Below are 16,675 nucleotides of genomic sequence, written 5' to 3' on the forward strand. Positions count from 1 at the left end.
CCGAACCCCGTGCACACCAGCCCACCTGACGTGCAGTTTTCACGATGCACACTGCTCACTGGGAGGCCATCGCCGACCTGATGCCGAAGCTGCGCAAGGGCGACCCGCGGAAGGTCGTCGAAGGGCTGCTGTACAAGGCGCGGACCGGCGTGACGTGGTCGAAGCTGCCTGCCGACCCCGGCCCGCGCGGCGCCCGGCCCGAGGTCAGCTTCACGACGCTGCGCTCGTCGGCGTACCAGTCGACGGCGAGGGTCGGCGCACCCCCTATCGGCTTCACCGGCTCGTTGTCCTTGCCGGTGACCGTGATGTTCCCCGCCTCGACATCCGGATATGAGCCGCCTGGACGCCCTCGACCCCCGTCAGCCGCTCCGCGACCGAGGCCGGCAGGGTCTGCACCGCCCCCGTGGGCACCGACGACTCCAGATCCTCCTTCGGCAGGACCGTCACATCGGCGGAGGTGGAGGCGAACAGCCGGTCGAAGGTGCGCGAGACCGTGTCCGAGAAGATCAGGCTGCCCGCGACGAACGCCACCGACAGCAGCACGGCCAGCGCCGACAGCACCAGCCGCCCCTTGTGGGCGAGGAAGCTCCTGAGCGTCGCCTTCAGCACCGCGTCAGTCCCTCTCGGCGTCCGACTGGAGCCGGATCACATCGAAGCGCTTCATCCGCTCCAGCACGGCCTCCGCGGTGGGCCGCTGCATCTCGTCGACGATCCGCCCGTCCGCCAGGAACAGCACCAGATCGCTGTGCGCGGCGGCCCCCGGATCATGCGTGACCATCACGACGGTCTGACCCAGCCCGTCCACCGCCTCCCGCAGAAAGCCGAGCACCTCCAGACCGGCCCGCGAGTCCAGATTCCCTGTCGGTTCGTCCGCGAAGATCAGCTCCGGCCGCGAGGCCAGCGCCCGTGCGCAGGCCACCCGCTGCTGCTGCCCACCGGACAGCTGCGCCGGCCGGTGCTTCGACCGGTCCCGCAGACCCAGCGTGTCGATCACCCGGTCCAGCCACGCCTGATCGGGCTTCTTGCCCGCGATGTCCATGGGCAGCGTGATGTTCTCGAGCGCGTTCAGTGTCGGAATGAGGTTGAACGACTGGAACATGAACCCGACCCGGTCCCGGCGCAGCCGGGTCAGCTCACGGTCCTTCAGCCCGGTGATCTCGGTGTCGGCGAGCCACACCTGACCGGCCGAGACGGTGTCGAGCCCCGCCAGACAGTGCATCAGCGTCGACTTCCCCGACCCCGAGGGACCCATCACCGCGGTGAACCGCCCGCGCGCGATGTCCACGTCCACCGAGTCCAGGGCCAGCACGGTCGTCTCACCCGAGCCGTACGCCTTGGTCAGACCGCGGGCCCGGGCCGCGATCCCGTCGGCCGAGGGCTCATGCTCCGCAGCAGGTGTGGACAAGGCCGCCTCCTTGAGGAGAGGACGTCAGCTGTCGCGCCCGAGGGTAAGTGCCCCGCCCCGCAGCCGATATCCCCCGTGAGTGCAGCACCGCCTCCACCCCAGGAAGGTCCCCGGACAGCCGGTGTAAGGGCCACCTACCCCTCAGTCCGACACCGGCCGCCACGCCGTGCCGATCACACAGAACGACTGAGGCAGCGCCGGCCCGTTCTCGGGCATCATCATCCGCCGGTACGGCCCCAGTTCGAACCCCGCCGCGCGCAGCGAGCCCACGGGGTCCCTGGCCAGGTGGCAGCCGCCGGCCAGAGGCGGCCAGACCGTCGCGTCCATCGCGCGCTGGGTGAACCGCATGACTTTGCCGCCGCCGGCGCCGTGCTCGAAGAAGCGCAGCTCGCCGCCCGGCCGCAGCACGCGCCGGATCTCCGACAGCGCCCGCGGAACGTCCCGCACGCTGCACAGCACCAGGGACACCACGGCCGCGTCGAACGCCTCGCTCTTCACCGGCAGCGCCTCGGCGGCGCCGGGGGCGACGTCCACGGGCATCTGGGCGCGCAGGGCGGCGTCGACGGCCAGCTTGCGCAGGTGGCGCTCCGGTTCGATGGCGACGACCTCGGAGACGGTGCCGGGGTAGTGGGCGAAGTTCAGGCCGTTGCCGGCGCCGATCTCGATGACTCTGCCGGAGAGGCCGGTCAGGAGGCGCCGGCGGACGTCGGCCATGTGCATGCGGGTCTCGGCGGCGACGCTGGCGCGGGCGTAGTAACGGGCGAACAGGGGATGGTGCACGGCATCCCGCGGGGCCTTGGTGGATCCAGCTGACCGCAATGGCATCGGTACCTCCCCGGGAACGGGCCCTACCGCGATTCTCCCCCGCGCGGGGCGCGAGATGCGCCCTCGGTGCGCATCTAGTTGCGTGTCATTCGGTTTGGGGTGCTGCGGCGACGGCGGCCTTTGCTGGTAGGGCACCCCGGTGCCGTTGCTGGCCGGGGGGTGGGGTGCGCTGGCCCCGCTGAAGGGGTGCCTCCCCCACTCTCGGCTGCGCTCGAGCTGGGCACCCCATCGCCCCAGCGGCACGAATGCCCGCAGTGACGTGGCCGCACGCGGATACCACCGCCCCGGCCCCGACTCACCCACCCACCGTTGGGCGCTACGCGCACCCCCACCGGAGGGGCAGTTGCCCCGCAGGCATCAGACGCGCACCCCCACCTAGCCCGCAGCCGCACGCGTACGGAATGCCTCCGCGTCCCAGGTGCCGTCGAGCTGGGGGGCCAGCCACTCCGGGGACCGGGTCCGGAACGTCTCCGGGCGGAGGGATGCCGCGGCCTCGGGTACCGCGCCCAGCAGGGGGACGCCGGTCACGTCGGGGAGGTCCAGGAGGTTGCAGCGGGCGGCGAGATCCGGGGACGTGGGCCAGCTGCCGACCACCAACCCCGGCACCTCCAGCCCGCGCCGCTGCAGCTCACGTACCGTCAGTTCGCTCACGTTGAGCGTCCCCAGCCCCGCCGACGTCACCACCAGCACCGGCGCCCCGAGCAACTCCGCCGCATCCGCAAGCGTGCCCCCCGCCGCATCGAACCGCACCAGCAGCCCACCCGCACCCTCCACCAGCACCAGATCGAACTCCGCCGCCAGCTTCGCCGCCCGCTCCGCCACATCCTCCGGATGCACCGGCACCCGCCCGGCCCGCCGCGCCGCCGTCGCCGGCGCCAGCGGCTCCGGGTACCGCGCCAGTTCCCCGGCCCGGACACCGCCCCCCGCCAGCCGCGCGACCTCCTCCGCGTCCCCGGCCTCGCCCGGCCCCACCCCCGTCTGCGCCGCCTTCAGCACCGCCACCGACCGCCCGGCCGCAGCCACGGCCGTCGCAGCGACCGCCGCCGTGACGACCGTCTTGCCGACCTCGGTCCCGGTCCCCGTGATCACCAGTACCGGCACGTCACGTCACCCCACCCTCGCCGCGGCGCACACCGCACGTGCGATCCGGGCGACATCATCGTCAGCCGTGACATACGGCGGCATCGTGTAGATCAGATCCCGGAACGGCCGCAGCCACACCCCCTCGGCCACCGCGGCCCGCGTCGCCGCCGCCACGTCCACCTCGTGATCGAGCTGCACGACCCCGATCGCCCCGAGCACCCGCACGTCCCGCACGCCCGGCAGCCCCGCCGCCTCGGCGAGCCCGTCCCGCAGCCCCGCCTCGATCCGCTTGACCTCCGCGGCCCAGTCCTGCCCCAGCAGCAGCTCGATCGACGCACACGCCACCGCCGCCGCCAGGGGATTGCCCATGAACGTCGGCCCGTGCGCCAGCACCGGCACCTCGCCGCGCGAGATCCCCTCGGCCACCCGCTCCGTGCACAGCGTCGCCGCCATGGTCATGTAACCACCGGTCAGCGCCTTGCCCACGCACATCACATCCGGCGCCACGGCCGCATGCTCAGCGGCGAACAGCGCACCCGTGCGCCCGAACCCGGTGGCGATCTCGTCGAACACCAGCAGCACGTCGTGCGCGTCGCACACCTCGCGCAGCACCCGCAGATACGCGGGGGAGTGGAACCGCATGCCCCCCGCACCCTGTACGACCGGCTCCACGATCACCGCGGCCAGCTCCCCGGCGTGCCGCTCGACCATCTCCCGCAGATGCCCGGCGTACGCCTCCTCGTACCCGGCGGGCGGCGCGTCCGCGAACACCTGCCGGGGCAGGGCACCGGCCCACAGCTCGTGCATCCCGCCCTCGGGGTCGCAGACCGACATCGGGTGCCAGGTGTCCCCGTGATAGCCGCCCCGCCAGGTCAGCAGCCGCCGCTTCTCGGGCCGGCCGAGCGAACGCCAGTACTGCAGGCACATCTTGATCGCGACCTCGACCGACACCGACCCGGAGTCGGCCAGGAACACATGCTCCAGCCCCTTGGGCGACATGTCGGCAAGCAGCTTCGCCAGCCGCACGGCGGGCTCGTGCGTGAGCCCGCCGAACATCACATGGCTCATCCGCGCCAGCTGCTCACGGGCCGCCTCGTTCAGCACGGGGTGGTTGTAGCCGTGGATCGCCGACCACCAGGACGACATCCCGTCGACCAGCTCGCCCGAGCCGTCGGCGAGCTTCAGCCGCACCCCGCCGGCCGACTCCACGACCAGCGGCTCCCGCTGACCCGGCATCGGCCCGTACGGATGCCACACATGCCGCCGGTCGAGTTCCAGAACCTCGGAGAGGGACAGCTCAGGCATTGGGCGCGAGATCCGTCCCGGCACCCCGGCGCCGCACCGCGACCAGATCGGGCCGCGGCCCGGAGACCGGCGCCGCCGCACCTTCCTCATGCGACCCGCACGCACCCCCCGCATGCGCCCCGCGAGCGTCACCGCCACCCGCATGAGCCCCGCACACGTCACCGTCATTCGAATCCGCGCCGCACACGCCACCATCACCCGCATGCGACCCGCAGGCATCACCGCCACCCGCGTGCGAGCCGCACACATCACCACCCGCACCCGCCCCGCACGCTCCCCCGGAGCGCTGGGCCCGATGCTCAGGCAACGTCACCTCATCCGCACCCTCCACCTCGAACCCGGCATCCGCGATCATCTCCAGGTCCGCCTTCCCCGCCTGCCCCTCACTGGTCAGGTAGTCCCCGAGGAAGATCGAGTTGGCCAGGTGCAGCGCCAGCGGCTGCATCGTCCGCAGATGCACCTCACGCCCGCCCGCGATCCGCACCTCCACATCGGGGCACACGAACCGCACCATCGCCAGGATCCGCAGGCACCGCTGCGGCGTCAGGTTCCACTCCTTGGCCAGCGGCGTCCCCTCGAACGGGATGAGGAAGTTCACCGGCACCGAGTCGGGGTCGAGCTCCCGCAGCGAGAAGACCACGTCCACCAGGTCCTCGTCGCTCTCGCCCATGCCGGCGATCAGCCCGGAGCAGGCCGAGAGCCCCGCCGCATGCGCCTTCTGCACGGTGTCCACCCGGTCCGCGTACGTGTGCGTGGTCGTGATGTCCCCGTACGTCGCCTCGGACGTGTTGAGGTTGTGGTTGTACGCGTCCGCCCCCGCCTCGCGCAGCCGCTCCGCCTGGCCGTCGGAGAGCAGACCGAGGCAGGCGCACACCTCGACGCCCTCGTTCTGCTCCTTGATCGCCTTGATGGTGTCGGACACCCGCTCGACGTCCCGGTCGGTGGGGCCGCGCCCGGAGGCCACCAGGCACACCCGCTTGGCCCCGCCCGCGAGGCCCGCGGCGGCGACCTTCGACGCCTCGTCCGGCTTGAGCCAGGTGTACTTCAGGATGCCGGCCTTCGAGCCGAGCCGCTGGGAACAGTAGGAGCAGTCCTCGGGGCACAGGCCGGACTTGAGGTTGACGAGATAGTTGAGCTTCACCCGTCGCCCGAACCAGTGCCGGCGCACCTTTCCGGCCGCGGCCACCACGTCGAGCAGCTCGTCGTCGGTCGTCCTCAGGACGGCCAGCGCTTCCTCGCGGGTCGGCGTCTCGCGCCGAAGCCCCTTGTCCACCAGCGTGTTCAGCAGGTCCATGAGAGCCGATCCTGTCCTACCGGACCGTCCGAGGCCAAGGAGAGTTCGTACAACAGAGCCGGATGGCGGTGTGGGTATTGCCACACCGTGCCCCGCCCGGCCTGCCGCTAATGTCTGTGCACTGCCTACAAAAGCCCGGAGGAGCCATGGCGTTCGGCTGGATCGACGAGCAGGCGCGGCTGCGCCGCCGCGCCGGACTCGTACGGACGCTGCGGCCGCGCGCCGCCGACACGCCGCTGCTCGACCTGGCGAGCAACGACTACCTGGGTCTGGCCCGGCACCCGGAGGTCGTCGAGGGTGCCGCGCGGGCCGCGCGGACCTGGGGCGGGGGCGCCACGGGGTCCCGGCTGGTCACCGGCAGCACCGAGCTGCACGCCGAGCTGGAGCGCGAGCTGGCTGACTTCTGCGGCTTCGAGGCGGCCCTGGTCTTCTCCTCCGGGTACGCGGCCAACCTGGCCGCCGTCACCGCGCTGGCCCCGCACGGTTCGCTGATCGTCTCCGACGCGGGCAACCACGCCTCCCTGATCGACGGCTGCCGGCTGGCCCGGGGCACCACCCAGATCGCGGCGCACGCAGACCCCGACGCGGTGGGCAAGGCTTTGTCCGGGCACGACGGGCCGGCCATCGCGGTGTCGGACACGGTGTTCTCGGTGGACGGCGACGCGGCACCGCTCGCCGGCCTCGCCGCCGCCTGCCGGGAGTACGGTGCGGGCCTGGTGGTCGACGACGCCCACGGTCTGGGCGTACTGGGCGAGGGCGGGCGCGGCGCCCCGCACGCGGCGGGCCTGGCCGGCGCGGACGACGTGGTGGTGACCGTGACGCTGTCCAAGTCGCTGGGCAGCCAGGGCGGAGCCGTGCTGGGCCCGGCCCGGGCGGTGGAGCATCTGGTCAACGCGGCCCGGACGTTCATCTTCGACACGGGGCTCGCCCCCGCGGCCGCGGGCGCGGCCCTGGCGGCCCTCCGGCTGCTGCGCCGCGAGCCGGAACGGGCGGCGCGGGCGGGCGCCGTGGCGCGGGAGCTGCACACCCGGCTGACGGCGCTGGGGCTCGAGACGGTGCGCCCGGACGCCGCGGTGGTCTCGGTGCGCGCCCCGTCCCCGGAGCAGGCCGTACGGTGGGCGGCCGACTGCCGGGCGGCCGGTCTGTCCGTGGGCTGTTTCCGTCCTCCTTCCGTGCCCGACGGCATCTCACGGCTCAGACTGACCGCCCGCGCCGACCTCTCCGGGGCGGAGATCGATCGCGCTGTACAGGTGATCGGCGAGACGCGACCGTGAGTCGGCGTGGCACGGCCGTGCGTCGTCCGATGCGGGGGACCGGTGGCGTCGGCCACCAGGTCGCGGGAGTTCAGCGGTTCAGCTGGTCCCAGAGGAGCGGCGGGTCAGCTGATCGCGGACAGGAACCGCGCCCAGCTCCCGCGGGAGAAGAGCAGTGCGGGTCCGGCCGGATCCTTGGAGTCGCGCACGGCGAGCAGTCCGTCCGCGCGGCCGGTGACCGGTGCGGCCGTCTCGACGCAGTTGTTCGCGCCCGTGCTGTAGCTGCTGCGCAGCCACCGCACGCCGTGCAGTTCGGTGCTGGAGAGGGAGGAAATGGTCCGAGGCGGTGCAGGCATCATGCCTCCTTACACGCCGGCGGCTGTCCCGGCGATGAGATCCAACGAGTCCTCGGGCGAAAGGGCGTGGATGGAAAGGGCGTTGAAGGCCTCCGTGTACGCCCTGAGGTCTTCTTTCCGCTCCAGATAGAGGCTACTCGTCAAGTGGTCGAGAACAACCACGTCCAGATCGGAAGTGCGCGAAAACGAAAAGATGACGAAAGGGCCCGTGACGCCGATGTGCGCCCCGGCCGAGAACGGCAGCACCTGCAGCCTGACATGGGGCAACCGGGCCGCCTCGACCAGTCGTTGACGCTGACGGGCCATCACACCCGGGCCGCCCACCTCCCGGCGCAGCACCGCCTCGTCCAGCACCGCGCTCAGCTCCAGCGGGGGATCGGCCCGCAGCACGTCCTGCCGTGCCAGCCGCACATCCACCAGCGCGTCCAGCCGTTCCTCCGAGGCCCCTTCCAGGGCGGCCGCGGTCACCGCCCGCGCGTACTCCGGCGTCTGCAGCAGACCGGGGACCACGGTGGTCTCCAGGGTGCGCATGGCGCTCGCCTGTGACTCCAGGCTGATGAAGTCCCGGTAGGTCGGCGGCAGTACGCCCCGGTACGCCTGCCACCAGTGATGCCGGCCCCCGCCGTCGCCGGAGCCGGCCAGCACCAGCAGCAGCCGGCGCAGCTGCGGATCGGACACACCGTAGGTGTCGAGCAGTAACCGTACGTCGGCCGGTTTCACCCCGCTCGTTCCGGTCTCGATCCGGCTCACCTTCGACTGGTGCCAGCCCACCAGCCGGGCCGCCTCGCCACTGGTGAGCCCCGCCGAGGTACGCAGCGCGCGCAGTTCGGCGCCCAGCTTGCGGCGGCGCACCGCGGGACCGTGCTGCATGGGTCTCCCCTTACTCCCTCGAGGCCGCCCAAATACGGTCTCCCGTCGTAGAGTTCACCGCTTTGAGCGACAGATATATGCATATCCCGGTGGATCGCTGCCCTGCGCCGTGCGGTGATGGCACTCTGGCGACGAAGCACCAGTGCGGGACCGTACTCGAACCATCCGCTCCGTGTCGGACTGCGGTCCCGTGGAAAGGGACGACGTCGCCATGGCAGACCATCTGGAAGCATCCGTCACTCTGCCGAGCGATCCAGCCTCGGTCGCCGCGGCCCGCACCCACGTGGTGGGCACGCTGGCGGAATGGGGCATGCCCGAGGACACGGAAGTGTCGGACACGGTACGGCTGATCGTCTCCGAACTGGCCACCAACGCCGTGCAGCACACGTTCGGGCAGTCGCCCACGTTCACGGTGCGACTGGTCCTCGACCGGGACGAGCGGCTGTGCATCGGGGTGACCGACAGTCACCCCCGGCTGCCCAAGCGGCTGCCGGCGGCGGTCCAGCAGGACAACGGCCGCGGCCTGGTCATCATCCGCTGGCTGACCGCGGAGTGCGGCGGCCGGCTGCGGGTCCGCCGCACCAGGGAGGGCGGCAAGACCGTCCTGGTGGAACTGCCGTGGACCGCCGCCCCCGCGGAGCCGGTCGCCACGACCGGTCAGCCCGAGCTTTGAAGGGGGCAGCCGGAGCCGGTGAAGCCCGCGGCCACGCGGACTGTCGGGAGAACTCCGCGGAGAGCATGGAGCCGGAGACCGCGGAGAAGGGGAAAGGCGGGGCGGCGACGCGTTCCCGCCCCGCCGCCCTCGTGATTACTTGACCCGGCCGTAATAGACGCTGCTGGTCCAGATCTTCTGCAGTCGCACGACGTCCCCGGTCCTGGGGGCGTGCCAGATCTTGCCCTTGCCCGCGTATATGCCGACGTGGTAAATGCTGCGGCCCGAGTGGAAGAACACCAGGTCTCCCGCCCTGCGCTTGGAGGCGGAGATGTGGCGCGTCCTGTTGTACTGCTGGGCCGCGGTGCGCGGCAGCTTCTTGCCGGCCTTCCTGAACGAGTACAGGGTGAGCCCGGAGCAGTCGAATCGGTAAGGCCCGGCGGCTCCCCACTGGTAGGGCGAGCCCTTCTTGGAGGCCGCGACCTTCAGGGCCTTGGTGCCCAGGCTTGCGGCGGCCGCCTCCGAGGCGGCGCCGGGGATCACGATGGTGCCGCCCACGGCGGCGAGAGTGAGGGCCGAGGCCGTACCGGCCCGGGCCATCAGAGACGGGACACGATTGAGCGCAGTCATGCGCAACCCTTCGTCAGCCGCCTGTGAAGGATGACCTGTCGGATTCGGGCTGGCGAAGTGGCCCGGCCGCACATGTGCGGCTTCACCCCAAGGGCTGCTCGGAACCTCGCGGTTCCGGCGACCCGTCGTGCTTGGGTCCTCCACTCCTGCCGATCCACTTCCTGTCGACCGGGCATCCGGGCGGCGGCAGGACTCGGCGTCCGCCCGGATCGCCCCGCCGCTGCGGCGGGGTCTTGTCGTCAGTCACGGATCTTGACCCATGGCCCGCCCGATTTCCCAACGGAACCGGGGATTTGTGTTGTTACTCACCACTCACCCGTTCGGGTGGACACACGTGCGGACAGAGTCCGGTCCGGGGCGCCAACGCGCCCCGGACCAGCGGCGGAATATTCCGTTCCGCCCTCCGCCCGCACCCCCGGACGCAACTTCGGCACCCCGCAAACTCATGGTTTTTCTACGCCGGATGGGGGTACGCCGTTTGGTCCGTTTCAACTCCGGTTGAACGCCTGGTGTCGGCGCCGCGGACGCCGGCTCCGCCGGTGTCGGGGTCCCGGCGGTCGGTCAGCCGGTGTCAGCTCGTGGAGACCGGCGGCAAGGTCACGCGGGCGGTGCGGCGTTCGCCGTCCAGCACCCGCAGCGCGCGGGCCAGCGTGGCGGAGTGCAGCTCGGTCTCGCCGCGCCGGTGCATCAGCGCCAGGGCGTCGCGCAGGGCGGCCGCCTTGCCCACCAGGGCCTGTGCGGCGCGCAGTCCGCGGTAGGTCTCGCCCGCGTGTGCCGGGTTGATCCGGCCGAGCAGATCGACGACTTCGAGGTAACGGTCGATCAACTCGGCCTCGGCGCGAGTCAGTGCGGGCAGCGGGGGAAGTTCGGGTGGCAGCATCGGCGGCTCACCTCGTGCCGGGACGCGCGCCCTTGCGGCTGGGCACGATGCGGTCCGCGAGGCCGTAGTCCACCGCCGCCTGCGCGTCGAGCACGGTGTCCCGCTCCGTGTCGGAGCGGACCTGCTCCGCACTGCGTCCCGTGTGCCGGACCAGGATCTCCTCCATGCGGGCCCGGATGCGGTTCAGTTCCTCGGCCTGGATGGCCAGATCGCTGGCCTGCCCCTCCACCGGTTCCGTGAGCGCCGGCTGACGCAGCACCATGCGCGCCCCGGGCAGCACGTACCGCTTGCCCGGTGTCCCGGCGGCCAGCAGCAGCGCCGCGGCACCCTCCGCCTGCCCGAGGCAGATCGTCTCCACGTCGCAGTTCACGTACTGCAGCGTGTCGTAGATCGCCGACATGGCGTGGAACGAGCCGCCGGGGGAGTTGATGTACAGCGAGATGTCCCGATCCGGTGCCTGGTGCTCCAGGTACATGAACTGGGCCATCACATCGTTGGCGGAGGTCTCGTCGACGGGGGTCCCCAGGAAGACGATCCGCTCCTCCATGAGCTTCGAGTAGGGATCACTCGTCCGCTGCCCGGTCGCCGTGCGTTCGGTGAACTCGGGCAGGACGTGACGGGCGTACGGCCGGTCCATGGGTACCCCTCCTCGGGTCGGAACGCGTCGCTGCGGTCTCTCTGTAAAAAATGTACAGGATGTACGTGACGTTATGATGGGGGCATGGCTTACGAGATTCCGGTGACCCAGGCCAGGGCCGAGCTCGCCGACCTGATCAACCGCGTGGTCTACGGCGGGGAGCGGGTCGTCGTCACCCGGCACGGAAAGCCCCTCGTCGCCCTCGTCTCCGGCGATGACCTGCGACGACTTGAGGAGCTCGAGCAGCTCCAGGAGCCGGCGGCCTCCGCCGAGGAGCCGGTGATCAGTGCCGTGTCGACCGTCCGGGAGATCTCCCCGGCGTCCGCTGCGGGCGAACGCCGCCGGTTCGGCATCGCCGCCGAGCACCGGGGGCCGGCCCCCTCCTGACTCCGGTCAGGCACCGCGCCCGCACCCTGCCAGGCACCCGCGGCTCCCCGCGCCCCGACTCCGCCGGGCTCCGGCTGCCGTTCCTCGCCAGGCGCTCGAGCCCCGATCCGACGCCCGCTCGGGGCCGCTCCCGCCAACTACCCGTGCCCCGATGCTGTCGGGCGCCCGGGGTCGCTCCGCGTGCCCCTTCCTCGCCGGGCACCCGATGCGGGTCCCCGCCCCGCACCAGGGCCTTGATCCCGGCGAGCGCCTGGGCCGTTTCCGCCCGGCATCAACGCCCTGATCCCGGCTGGCCTCCGTGACCGTTCCCCGCGTGGCGCTCGTGCGCTGATCCGCTGGGGCGTCCGGGGCCGCTCTGCGTGCCCCGACTCCGCCGGGCCTGTGCCGTTCTTTGCGCGGCGCCAGCGCCTTGATCGCGCTGGGGCAACCGGAACCGCCCCCGTGCCCAGACCCCATCGGCTCCTGGGGCCGTTCCTCGCCCGCGCCGGCGTCCTGATCTCGGCGGGCTCCTCGGGCCGTTTCCCGCTGGGCACCAGCGCCCTGATCCCGGTTGGCGCCCGCGGCCGGTTCCCGCTTGGGCTCGTGCCGTGATCCCGCTGGGGCGTCGGGCAGTTCCGCGTGCCCCGACTCCGCCGGGCCTGGGGCCGTTCTTCGCCCGGCGCCAGCGCCTTGATCCCGCCGGGCACTCGAGGCCGCTCCCTGTGCCCAGACCCCTCGGGGCTCACCACATCCGGTCTGGTGGCGGCGTCCCTGGCGGCGGCAGCCGCGCTCGGCGCCGATCCCAAGGCGCTGGACGCCGCGGCCGATGCGCGCACACCGTCGCCCGCACTGCGCACGGCCGCCCGGAAACTGGGCCGGCAGCTGCTGCGGGCGGCGCGCGCGACCTGGCCGTGCGGCGAACTCGACGCACTGGCGGGCCGGTTCCCCAAGGGCGCGCACCAGCCGGTGGTGCTCGGCGTCGTGGCACGGGCGGCGGGGCTGGACGCGCGGGACGCCGCCCGTCGTGGCACGGGCGGCGGGGCTGGACGCGCGGGACGCCGCCTGCTGCGCCGCCTACGAGAGCGTGAGCGGAGCGGCGTCGGCGACCGTGCGGCTGCTGAGCCTCGACCCGTTCGACGCCACGGGTGTGCTGGCCCGGCTCGCCCCGGACCTGGACGACGTGGCGGACCGGGCGGTGCGAGCGGCCCGGACGGCGGCCGAAGAGGGCGTCGACGTCCTGCCCGCGTGCTCCGCGCCCCTGCTGGAGATCGGGGCGGAACTGCACGCGGGCCGTCCGGTGCGGCTGTTCGCCTCGTAAGAGACCTCGCCCTCACTTCCCGCTGAACCTCCTTGAGCTCCCCGGAACCGACAAGACACACACCGCGAGACAGGAGCCGTCTCCCATGCATCTCGACCACGCCCACCCGGGTCCGGCCGCCGTCGGCGCCGACGCCCGCCGCCCGGACGGCAGCCGCCGTCCCCTGCGGATCGGCCTCGGCGGGCCCGTGGGCCGCTGGCCGGACCGGCCGTCCTTGTCACCGCCCTCGCCCCGGACGCCCTGCTGCTGCGGCGCCGGCTGAACGCGGCGCTGGACCTGCTCAATCCGGTGTCCGCCTGACCGAACTCCCTTATCCGGTTATCGGATTGGCAAAGAAGCGCGGCCGCCCCTGTCGCCGGACACCTCGCAGCGGCGAGGATCCCCCGTACCCATCGCGACGATGAAACGGGGAGGCCCCACTTGAGGGACACCAGACCGAAGCGGCGGGCGACCGCGCTCGGCTCGGCCGGAGTGCTCGTCACCGCGACGCTCATAGCCGGCGCCGTCACGGCGCCCACCGCCAGCGCCACGGCGGACCCGACCAGCCACCGTGGCAAGGACCGTGAGGCCAGGGGCGTCGCCCTCGCCGCCGCCAAGGCCGCCAGGACCGGCATCGACTGGCAGGACTGCCCCGCCGACTGGAACCTGCCCAAGCCCGTCCAGTGCGGCTGGGTCACGGTGCCGCTCGACTACGCCAAGCCCCACGGCAAGCAGATCAAGCTGGCCGTCGACCGCATCGCCAACACCGGCGGCACGAGGGAGCGTCAGGGCGCGCTGCTGTACAACCCGGGCGGCCCCGGCGGCTCCGGACTGCGCTTTCCGACCCGCGTGACGAGCAAGAACCCGGTCTGGGCGAACGCCGCCAAGGCCTACGACTTCGTGGGCTTCGACCCGCGCGGCGTCGGCAGATCCGCACCCATCTCCTGTGCCGACCCGCAGGAGTTCGTCAAGGCGCCCAAGCCGGACCCGGTGCCGCGCTCCGAGGCCGACAAGCGCCACCAGCGCCGGCTCGCCCGCGCATACGCCGAGGGCTGCTACGAGCGCAGCGGCGCCATGCTGCCCCACATGACCACCCCGAACACCGCGCGCGACCTCGACGTCATCCGCGCCGCCCTGGGCGAGAAGAAGCTCAACTTCCTCGGCGTCTCCTACGGCACCTACCTCGGCGCCGTCTACGCCACGCTCTTCCCGGGCCACGTCCGCCGCATGGTCGTCGACAGCGTGGTCAACCCCTCCCGCGAGAAGATCTGGTACCAGGCCAACCTCGACCAGAACGTCGCCTTCGAGGGCCGCTGGAAGGACTGGCAGGACTGGGTGGCGAAGAACGACGCCACCTTCCACCTGGGCGCCACGCGCGAGGCCGTCCAGGCCCAGTGGCTGAAGCTGCGCGCCACCGCCGCGAAGAAGCCGCTCGGCGGTGTCGTCGGACCGGCCGAGCTCATCTCCTACTTCTCCAGCGCCCCGTACTACGACTCCGCGTGGGCGCCGGTGGCGAAGGTGTTCAGCGAGTACGTCGCCGGCGACACCCAGGCGCTCGTCGACGCCGCCGCCCCCGACATGTCCGACACCGCGGGCAACGCCGCCGCGGAGAACGGCAACGCCGTCTACACGGCCGTGGAGTGCACCGACGCCAAGTGGCCCGCCAACTGGAAGAAGTGGGACCGCGACAGCACCCGGCTGCACCGCGACCACCCGTTCATGACCTGGGCCAACACCTGGATGAACCTCCCGTGCGCCACCTGGCCGGTCAAGCAGCGGACCCCGGTGGACGTGAGGACCGGCAAGGGCCTGCCGCCGGTGCTGATCGTCCAGGCCGAGCGGGACGCGGCCACCCCGTACGGGGGCGCCGTCGAGCTGCACAAGCGGCTCAAGGGCTCCCGGCTCATCACCGAGAAGGACGCCGGCTCGCACGGCGTCACGGGGCTCGTCAACGCCTGCGTCAACGAGCGCGTGGACGCCTATCTGCTCCGCGGTGAGCTGGACCGCTCCGACGTGACCTGCGCACCGCACGCCACGCCCAAGCCGTAGCCGGTCCAGCAAGCTCACAACTGGCATGACGAGGGGCGGCCGGGACACTCCCGGCCGCCCCTTCGTCGTGTCCGCCGCGCGAGCGCTACGAGGCCCGGCGCAGCCGCCGCTTCTCCCCGCCCGCGCTCTTGCGCTCCGCCTCCTCGGCCTTGACCACGGCGGCGTACTTGTCGACGTACTCCTGCCCGGACAGGGCGAGGATCGCGTACATGATCTCGTCGGTGACGGCGCGCAGCACCGCCTTCTCGTTCTCCATCCCGGCGTAGCGGGAGAAGTCGAGAGGCTCGCCGAAGCGGATCCGCACCGGGCGGATGCGCGGGATGACCTTCCCGGGCGGCTGCGCCTCGAAGGTGCCGATCATCGCGCACGGGATCACCGGGACACCGGCCTTGAGCGCCATCACCGCGACGCCGACCTTGCCCTTGTAGAGACGGCCGTCGTGCGACCGGGTGCCCTCCGGGTAGATGCCCAGCAGCTCGCCCTTGGACAGGACGCCGAGGCCCTCGCGGATCGCCGCCTGCCCGGCCTCCTTGCCGGAGCGGTCCACCGGGATCTGGCCCGCGCTGTGGAAGAAGAACGCGGTCAGCCTCCCCTTGAGGCCGGGGCCGGTGAAGTACTCGGCCTTGGCGAGAAAGGTGATGCGCCGTTTGAGCACCGCGGGCATCAGGAAGTGGTCGGAGAACGACAGATGGTTGCCCGCGACGATGGCCGCCCCGGTCGACGGCACATGCTCCAGGCCCTCTATTCGCGGCCGGAACACCAGTCTCAGCAGCGGGCCCAGCAGCACATATTTGAGCAGGTAGTAGAACAAGGGCACGCTCCTCGACTCTGGCGGACCCTCGTCCGCCGTGTTCCAGCAGGTCAACCGGCACGTCGTAGGGGTGCCAGTCTAGGTCCGGGCCATGCGGCCCGGCACCACGTCCGACCGGAGCGGCCCTTGGGGCCGCGGCCCGGCGCCTGAACGCCCGTCAGCGCCTGCGCCGCCAGGGACGTGTGCGGCTGGGGAGGACCGCAGCGACAGCCTCTTCCGATCACCGCGTCAGGGCAACACCCGGCCGGCGGCATGACCGGATCATGACGGTGATCGCCGCGCCGCCGGTCACCGGTTCCGGGCGGGCCGGAGGGCCGAGTAGGCTCACAGACATGAGGATCTCCGTCTCCTCCGACATGGACGAACCCGTGGCCCGGGCGCTCGTCGCCGAGCTGCGCGAGCGAGGGCACGAGGTGCGCCCGCACGGCGCACTGAGCCCCGGGGACGACGCCCAGTGGGCCGCCTGCAGCGAGGCCGCCGCCCGCGAGGTCGCCAACGGCACGGCCGACCAGGCGGTGGTGTGCTGCTGGACCGGCACCGGTGCCTCCATCGCCGCGAACAAGGTGCCCGGCGTGCGGGCCGCCCTGTGCACCGACGCCTACACGGCGGACGGGGCCCGCCGCTGGAACGACGCCAACGTTCTGGCCCTGAGCCTGCGCCTGACCTCCGAGCCGCTGCTGAAGGAGATCCTCGACGCCTGGTTCGCGGGCGCCCCCAGCGACGACCCCGAGGACCGGCAGAACGTCGCCCGAGTCGCCGGCATGGACGCCTCACGCGCCTAGGTGTGCTGTCCCGGGACGTTGGTGACACGCGTGCAGCGTTGCCCGCCTGGCTGGACTGGTACAACTACCACCGACCCCACACCGGCATCAGCGGCCACACCCCAGCCAGCCGCGTCACCAACCTCTCCGAACAGCACACCTAGCGCACGGCGAAGTCCCGTCTGCCCCGCGTGCCCCCTG

17 protein-coding genes, 4 pseudogenes and 1 riboswitch are annotated in these 16,675 nt (G+C 72.1%); of the genes and pseudogenes, 9 read left to right on the top strand and 12 right to left on the bottom strand.

Annotation, left to right across the window (positions count from 1 at the left end; all coding sequences use genetic code 11):
- Positions 1-80 precede the first annotated feature (80 nt).
- A pseudogene (locus ABD207_RS32060) lies at positions 81-125 on the top strand (hypothetical protein); the annotation flags it as partial.
- A 44-nt stretch (positions 126-169) separates the two neighbouring features.
- On the opposite strand, the pseudogene ABD207_RS01500 reads toward ABD207_RS32060, so the two are convergent.
- The 6 genes and pseudogenes from ABD207_RS01500 to bioB all read right to left on the bottom strand — a co-directional run.
- Positions 170-609 (bottom strand): annotated as a pseudogene (locus tag ABD207_RS01500) (ABC transporter permease); the annotation flags it as partial.
- Between the two features lie 4 nt (positions 610-613).
- Positions 614-1,405 (bottom strand): ABC transporter ATP-binding protein, encoded by a 792-nt coding sequence (locus tag ABD207_RS01505; RefSeq protein ID WP_344009359.1) that lies wholly within the window; start codon positions 1,403-1,405, stop codon positions 614-616.
- A 141-nt stretch (positions 1,406-1,546) separates the two neighbouring features.
- Positions 1,547-2,230 (bottom strand): class I SAM-dependent methyltransferase, encoded by a 684-nt coding sequence (locus ABD207_RS01510; RefSeq protein ID WP_344009361.1) that lies wholly within the window; start codon positions 2,228-2,230, stop codon positions 1,547-1,549.
- Between the two features lie 375 nt (positions 2,231-2,605).
- On the bottom strand, positions 2,606-3,331 hold the full coding sequence (gene bioD, locus ABD207_RS01515) for a dethiobiotin synthase (RefSeq protein WP_344009363.1): 726 nt from the start codon (positions 3,329-3,331) through the stop codon (positions 2,606-2,608).
- Between the two features lie 6 nt (positions 3,332-3,337).
- Positions 3,338-4,618: an adenosylmethionine--8-amino-7-oxononanoate transaminase gene (locus ABD207_RS01520; protein ID WP_344009365.1), complete on the bottom strand. Its 1,281-nt coding sequence runs from the start codon at positions 4,616-4,618 to the stop codon at positions 3,338-3,340.
- Positions 4,611-5,912, bottom strand: a complete 1,302-nt coding sequence (gene bioB, locus ABD207_RS01525) for a biotin synthase BioB (protein WP_344009367.1) — start codon at positions 5,910-5,912, stop codon at positions 4,611-4,613. Before bioB ends, ABD207_RS01520 begins: the two co-directional genes overlap by 8 nt.
- 146 nt (positions 5,913-6,058) lie before the next feature.
- Here bioB and ABD207_RS01530 point away from each other — a divergent pair, with 146 nt between their 5' ends.
- On the top strand, positions 6,059-7,186 hold the full coding sequence (locus tag ABD207_RS01530; RefSeq protein ID WP_344009369.1) for an 8-amino-7-oxononanoate synthase: 1,128 nt from the start codon (positions 6,059-6,061) through the stop codon (positions 7,184-7,186).
- A 104-nt stretch (positions 7,187-7,290) separates the two neighbouring features.
- Here the strand turns inward: ABD207_RS01530 and ABD207_RS01535 are convergent, their stop codons facing one another.
- Together ABD207_RS01535 and ABD207_RS01540 are read right to left on the bottom strand one after the other, a co-directional pair.
- Positions 7,291-7,521 carry a DUF397 domain-containing protein gene (locus ABD207_RS01535; protein ID WP_344009371.1) on the bottom strand — a complete coding sequence of 77 codons (231 nt, stop codon included), beginning with the start codon at positions 7,519-7,521 and terminating at the stop codon, positions 7,291-7,293.
- Positions 7,522-7,530: 9 nt separating this feature from the next.
- Positions 7,531-8,391: a helix-turn-helix domain-containing protein gene (locus ABD207_RS01540; protein ID WP_344009373.1), complete on the bottom strand. Its 861-nt coding sequence runs from the start codon at positions 8,389-8,391 to the stop codon at positions 7,531-7,533.
- Positions 8,392-8,602: 211 nt separating this feature from the next.
- Here ABD207_RS01540 and ABD207_RS01545 point away from each other — a divergent pair, with 211 nt between their 5' ends.
- Entirely contained in the window at positions 8,603-9,064 is a 462-nt protein-coding gene (locus tag ABD207_RS01545) for an ATP-binding protein (protein ID WP_344009375.1), read from the top strand.
- Between the two features lie 135 nt (positions 9,065-9,199).
- Here ABD207_RS01545 and ABD207_RS01550 read toward each other — a convergent pair whose 3' ends face one another.
- The 3 genes from ABD207_RS01550 to ABD207_RS01560 all read right to left on the bottom strand — a co-directional run bounded on the left by ABD207_RS01550 (position 9,200) and on the right by ABD207_RS01560 (position 11,190).
- A complete protein-coding gene (locus ABD207_RS01550; protein WP_344009377.1) occupies positions 9,200-9,673 on the bottom strand; it encodes a C40 family peptidase in 474 nt (157 codons plus the stop codon).
- Positions 9,674-9,676: 3 nt separating this feature from the next.
- A riboswitch (cyclic di-AMP (ydaO/yuaA leader) is annotated at positions 9,677-9,858 on the bottom strand.
- A 386-nt stretch (positions 9,859-10,244) separates the two neighbouring features.
- Positions 10,245-10,553, bottom strand: a complete 309-nt coding sequence (locus tag ABD207_RS01555; protein WP_344009379.1) for a hypothetical protein — start codon at positions 10,551-10,553, stop codon at positions 10,245-10,247.
- A 7-nt stretch (positions 10,554-10,560) separates the two neighbouring features.
- Complete coding sequence (locus ABD207_RS01560; RefSeq protein WP_344009380.1) at positions 10,561-11,190, bottom strand: ATP-dependent Clp protease proteolytic subunit; 630 nt, start codon at positions 11,188-11,190, stop codon at positions 10,561-10,563.
- 84 nt (positions 11,191-11,274) lie between these two features.
- On the opposite strand from ABD207_RS01560, the gene ABD207_RS01565 reads away from it, so the two are divergent.
- From ABD207_RS01565 to ABD207_RS01580, 4 genes and pseudogenes are all read left to right on the top strand, one after another.
- Positions 11,275-11,577, top strand: a complete 303-nt coding sequence (locus ABD207_RS01565; protein WP_344009382.1) for a type II toxin-antitoxin system Phd/YefM family antitoxin — start codon at positions 11,275-11,277, stop codon at positions 11,575-11,577.
- A 720-nt stretch (positions 11,578-12,297) separates the two neighbouring features.
- Positions 12,298-12,874: pseudogene (locus ABD207_RS01570) on the top strand (urease accessory protein UreF); the annotation flags it as partial.
- Between the two features lie 85 nt (positions 12,875-12,959).
- Positions 12,960-13,067: pseudogene (locus ABD207_RS32065) on the top strand (urease accessory protein UreG); the annotation flags it as partial.
- Between the two features lie 227 nt (positions 13,068-13,294).
- A complete protein-coding gene (locus ABD207_RS01580) occupies positions 13,295-14,902 on the top strand; it encodes an alpha/beta hydrolase (protein ID WP_344009384.1) in 1,608 nt (535 codons plus the stop codon).
- 85 nt (positions 14,903-14,987) lie between these two features.
- Here the strand turns inward: ABD207_RS01580 and ABD207_RS01585 are convergent, their stop codons facing one another.
- Positions 14,988-15,713, bottom strand: coding sequence for a lysophospholipid acyltransferase family protein (locus ABD207_RS01585; protein WP_344009386.1), 726 nt, complete (start codon positions 15,711-15,713; stop codon positions 14,988-14,990).
- 332 nt (positions 15,714-16,045) lie between these two features.
- Here ABD207_RS01585 and ABD207_RS01590 point away from each other — a divergent pair, with 332 nt between their 5' ends.
- Positions 16,046-16,495 carry an RpiB/LacA/LacB family sugar-phosphate isomerase gene (locus tag ABD207_RS01590; protein WP_344009388.1) on the top strand — a complete coding sequence of 150 codons (450 nt, stop codon included), beginning with the start codon at positions 16,046-16,048 and terminating at the stop codon, positions 16,493-16,495.
- On the top strand, positions 16,411-16,638 hold the full coding sequence (locus ABD207_RS32070) for an integrase core domain-containing protein (RefSeq protein ID WP_425580608.1): 228 nt from the start codon (positions 16,411-16,413) through the stop codon (positions 16,636-16,638). The genes ABD207_RS01590 and ABD207_RS32070 overlap by 85 nt, the downstream gene beginning before the upstream one ends.
- Positions 16,639-16,675 lie beyond the last annotated feature (37 nt).

It is taken from the genome of Streptomyces thermospinosisporus, assembly GCF_039526425.1.
GTDB classification, from domain to species: domain Bacteria; phylum Actinomycetota; class Actinomycetes; order Streptomycetales; family Streptomycetaceae; genus Streptomyces; species Streptomyces thermocarboxydovorans.

Excerpts from the sequence above, each read along its gene's own strand:
- ABD207_RS01510 (WP_344009361.1), bottom strand. The coding sequence starts at position 2,230 with ATGCCATTGCGGTCAGCTGGATCCACCAAGGCCCCGCGGGATGCCGTG.
- ABD207_RS01520 (WP_344009365.1), bottom strand. The coding sequence starts at position 4,618 with ATGCCTGAGCTGTCCCTCTCCGAGGTTCTGGAACTCGACCGGCGGCAT.
- bioB (WP_344009367.1), bottom strand. The coding sequence starts at position 5,912 with ATGGACCTGCTGAACACGCTGGTGGACAAGGGGCTTCGGCGCGAGACG.
- ABD207_RS01530 (WP_344009369.1), top strand. The coding sequence starts at position 6,059 with ATGGCGTTCGGCTGGATCGACGAGCAGGCGCGGCTGCGCCGCCGCGCC.
- ABD207_RS01535 (WP_344009371.1), bottom strand. The coding sequence starts at position 7,521 with ATGCCTGCACCGCCTCGGACCATTTCCTCCCTCTCCAGCACCGAACTG.
- ABD207_RS01540 (WP_344009373.1), bottom strand. The coding sequence starts at position 8,391 with ATGCAGCACGGTCCCGCGGTGCGCCGCCGCAAGCTGGGCGCCGAACTG.
- ABD207_RS01545 (WP_344009375.1), top strand. The coding sequence starts at position 8,603 with ATGGCAGACCATCTGGAAGCATCCGTCACTCTGCCGAGCGATCCAGCC.
- ABD207_RS01550 (WP_344009377.1), bottom strand. The coding sequence starts at position 9,673 with ATGACTGCGCTCAATCGTGTCCCGTCTCTGATGGCCCGGGCCGGTACG.
- ABD207_RS01555 (WP_344009379.1), bottom strand. The coding sequence starts at position 10,553 with ATGCTGCCACCCGAACTTCCCCCGCTGCCCGCACTGACTCGCGCCGAG.
- ABD207_RS01560 (WP_344009380.1), bottom strand. The coding sequence starts at position 11,190 with ATGGACCGGCCGTACGCCCGTCACGTCCTGCCCGAGTTCACCGAACGC.
- ABD207_RS01565 (WP_344009382.1), top strand. The coding sequence starts at position 11,275 with ATGGCTTACGAGATTCCGGTGACCCAGGCCAGGGCCGAGCTCGCCGAC.
- ABD207_RS01590 (WP_344009388.1), top strand. The coding sequence starts at position 16,046 with ATGAGGATCTCCGTCTCCTCCGACATGGACGAACCCGTGGCCCGGGCG.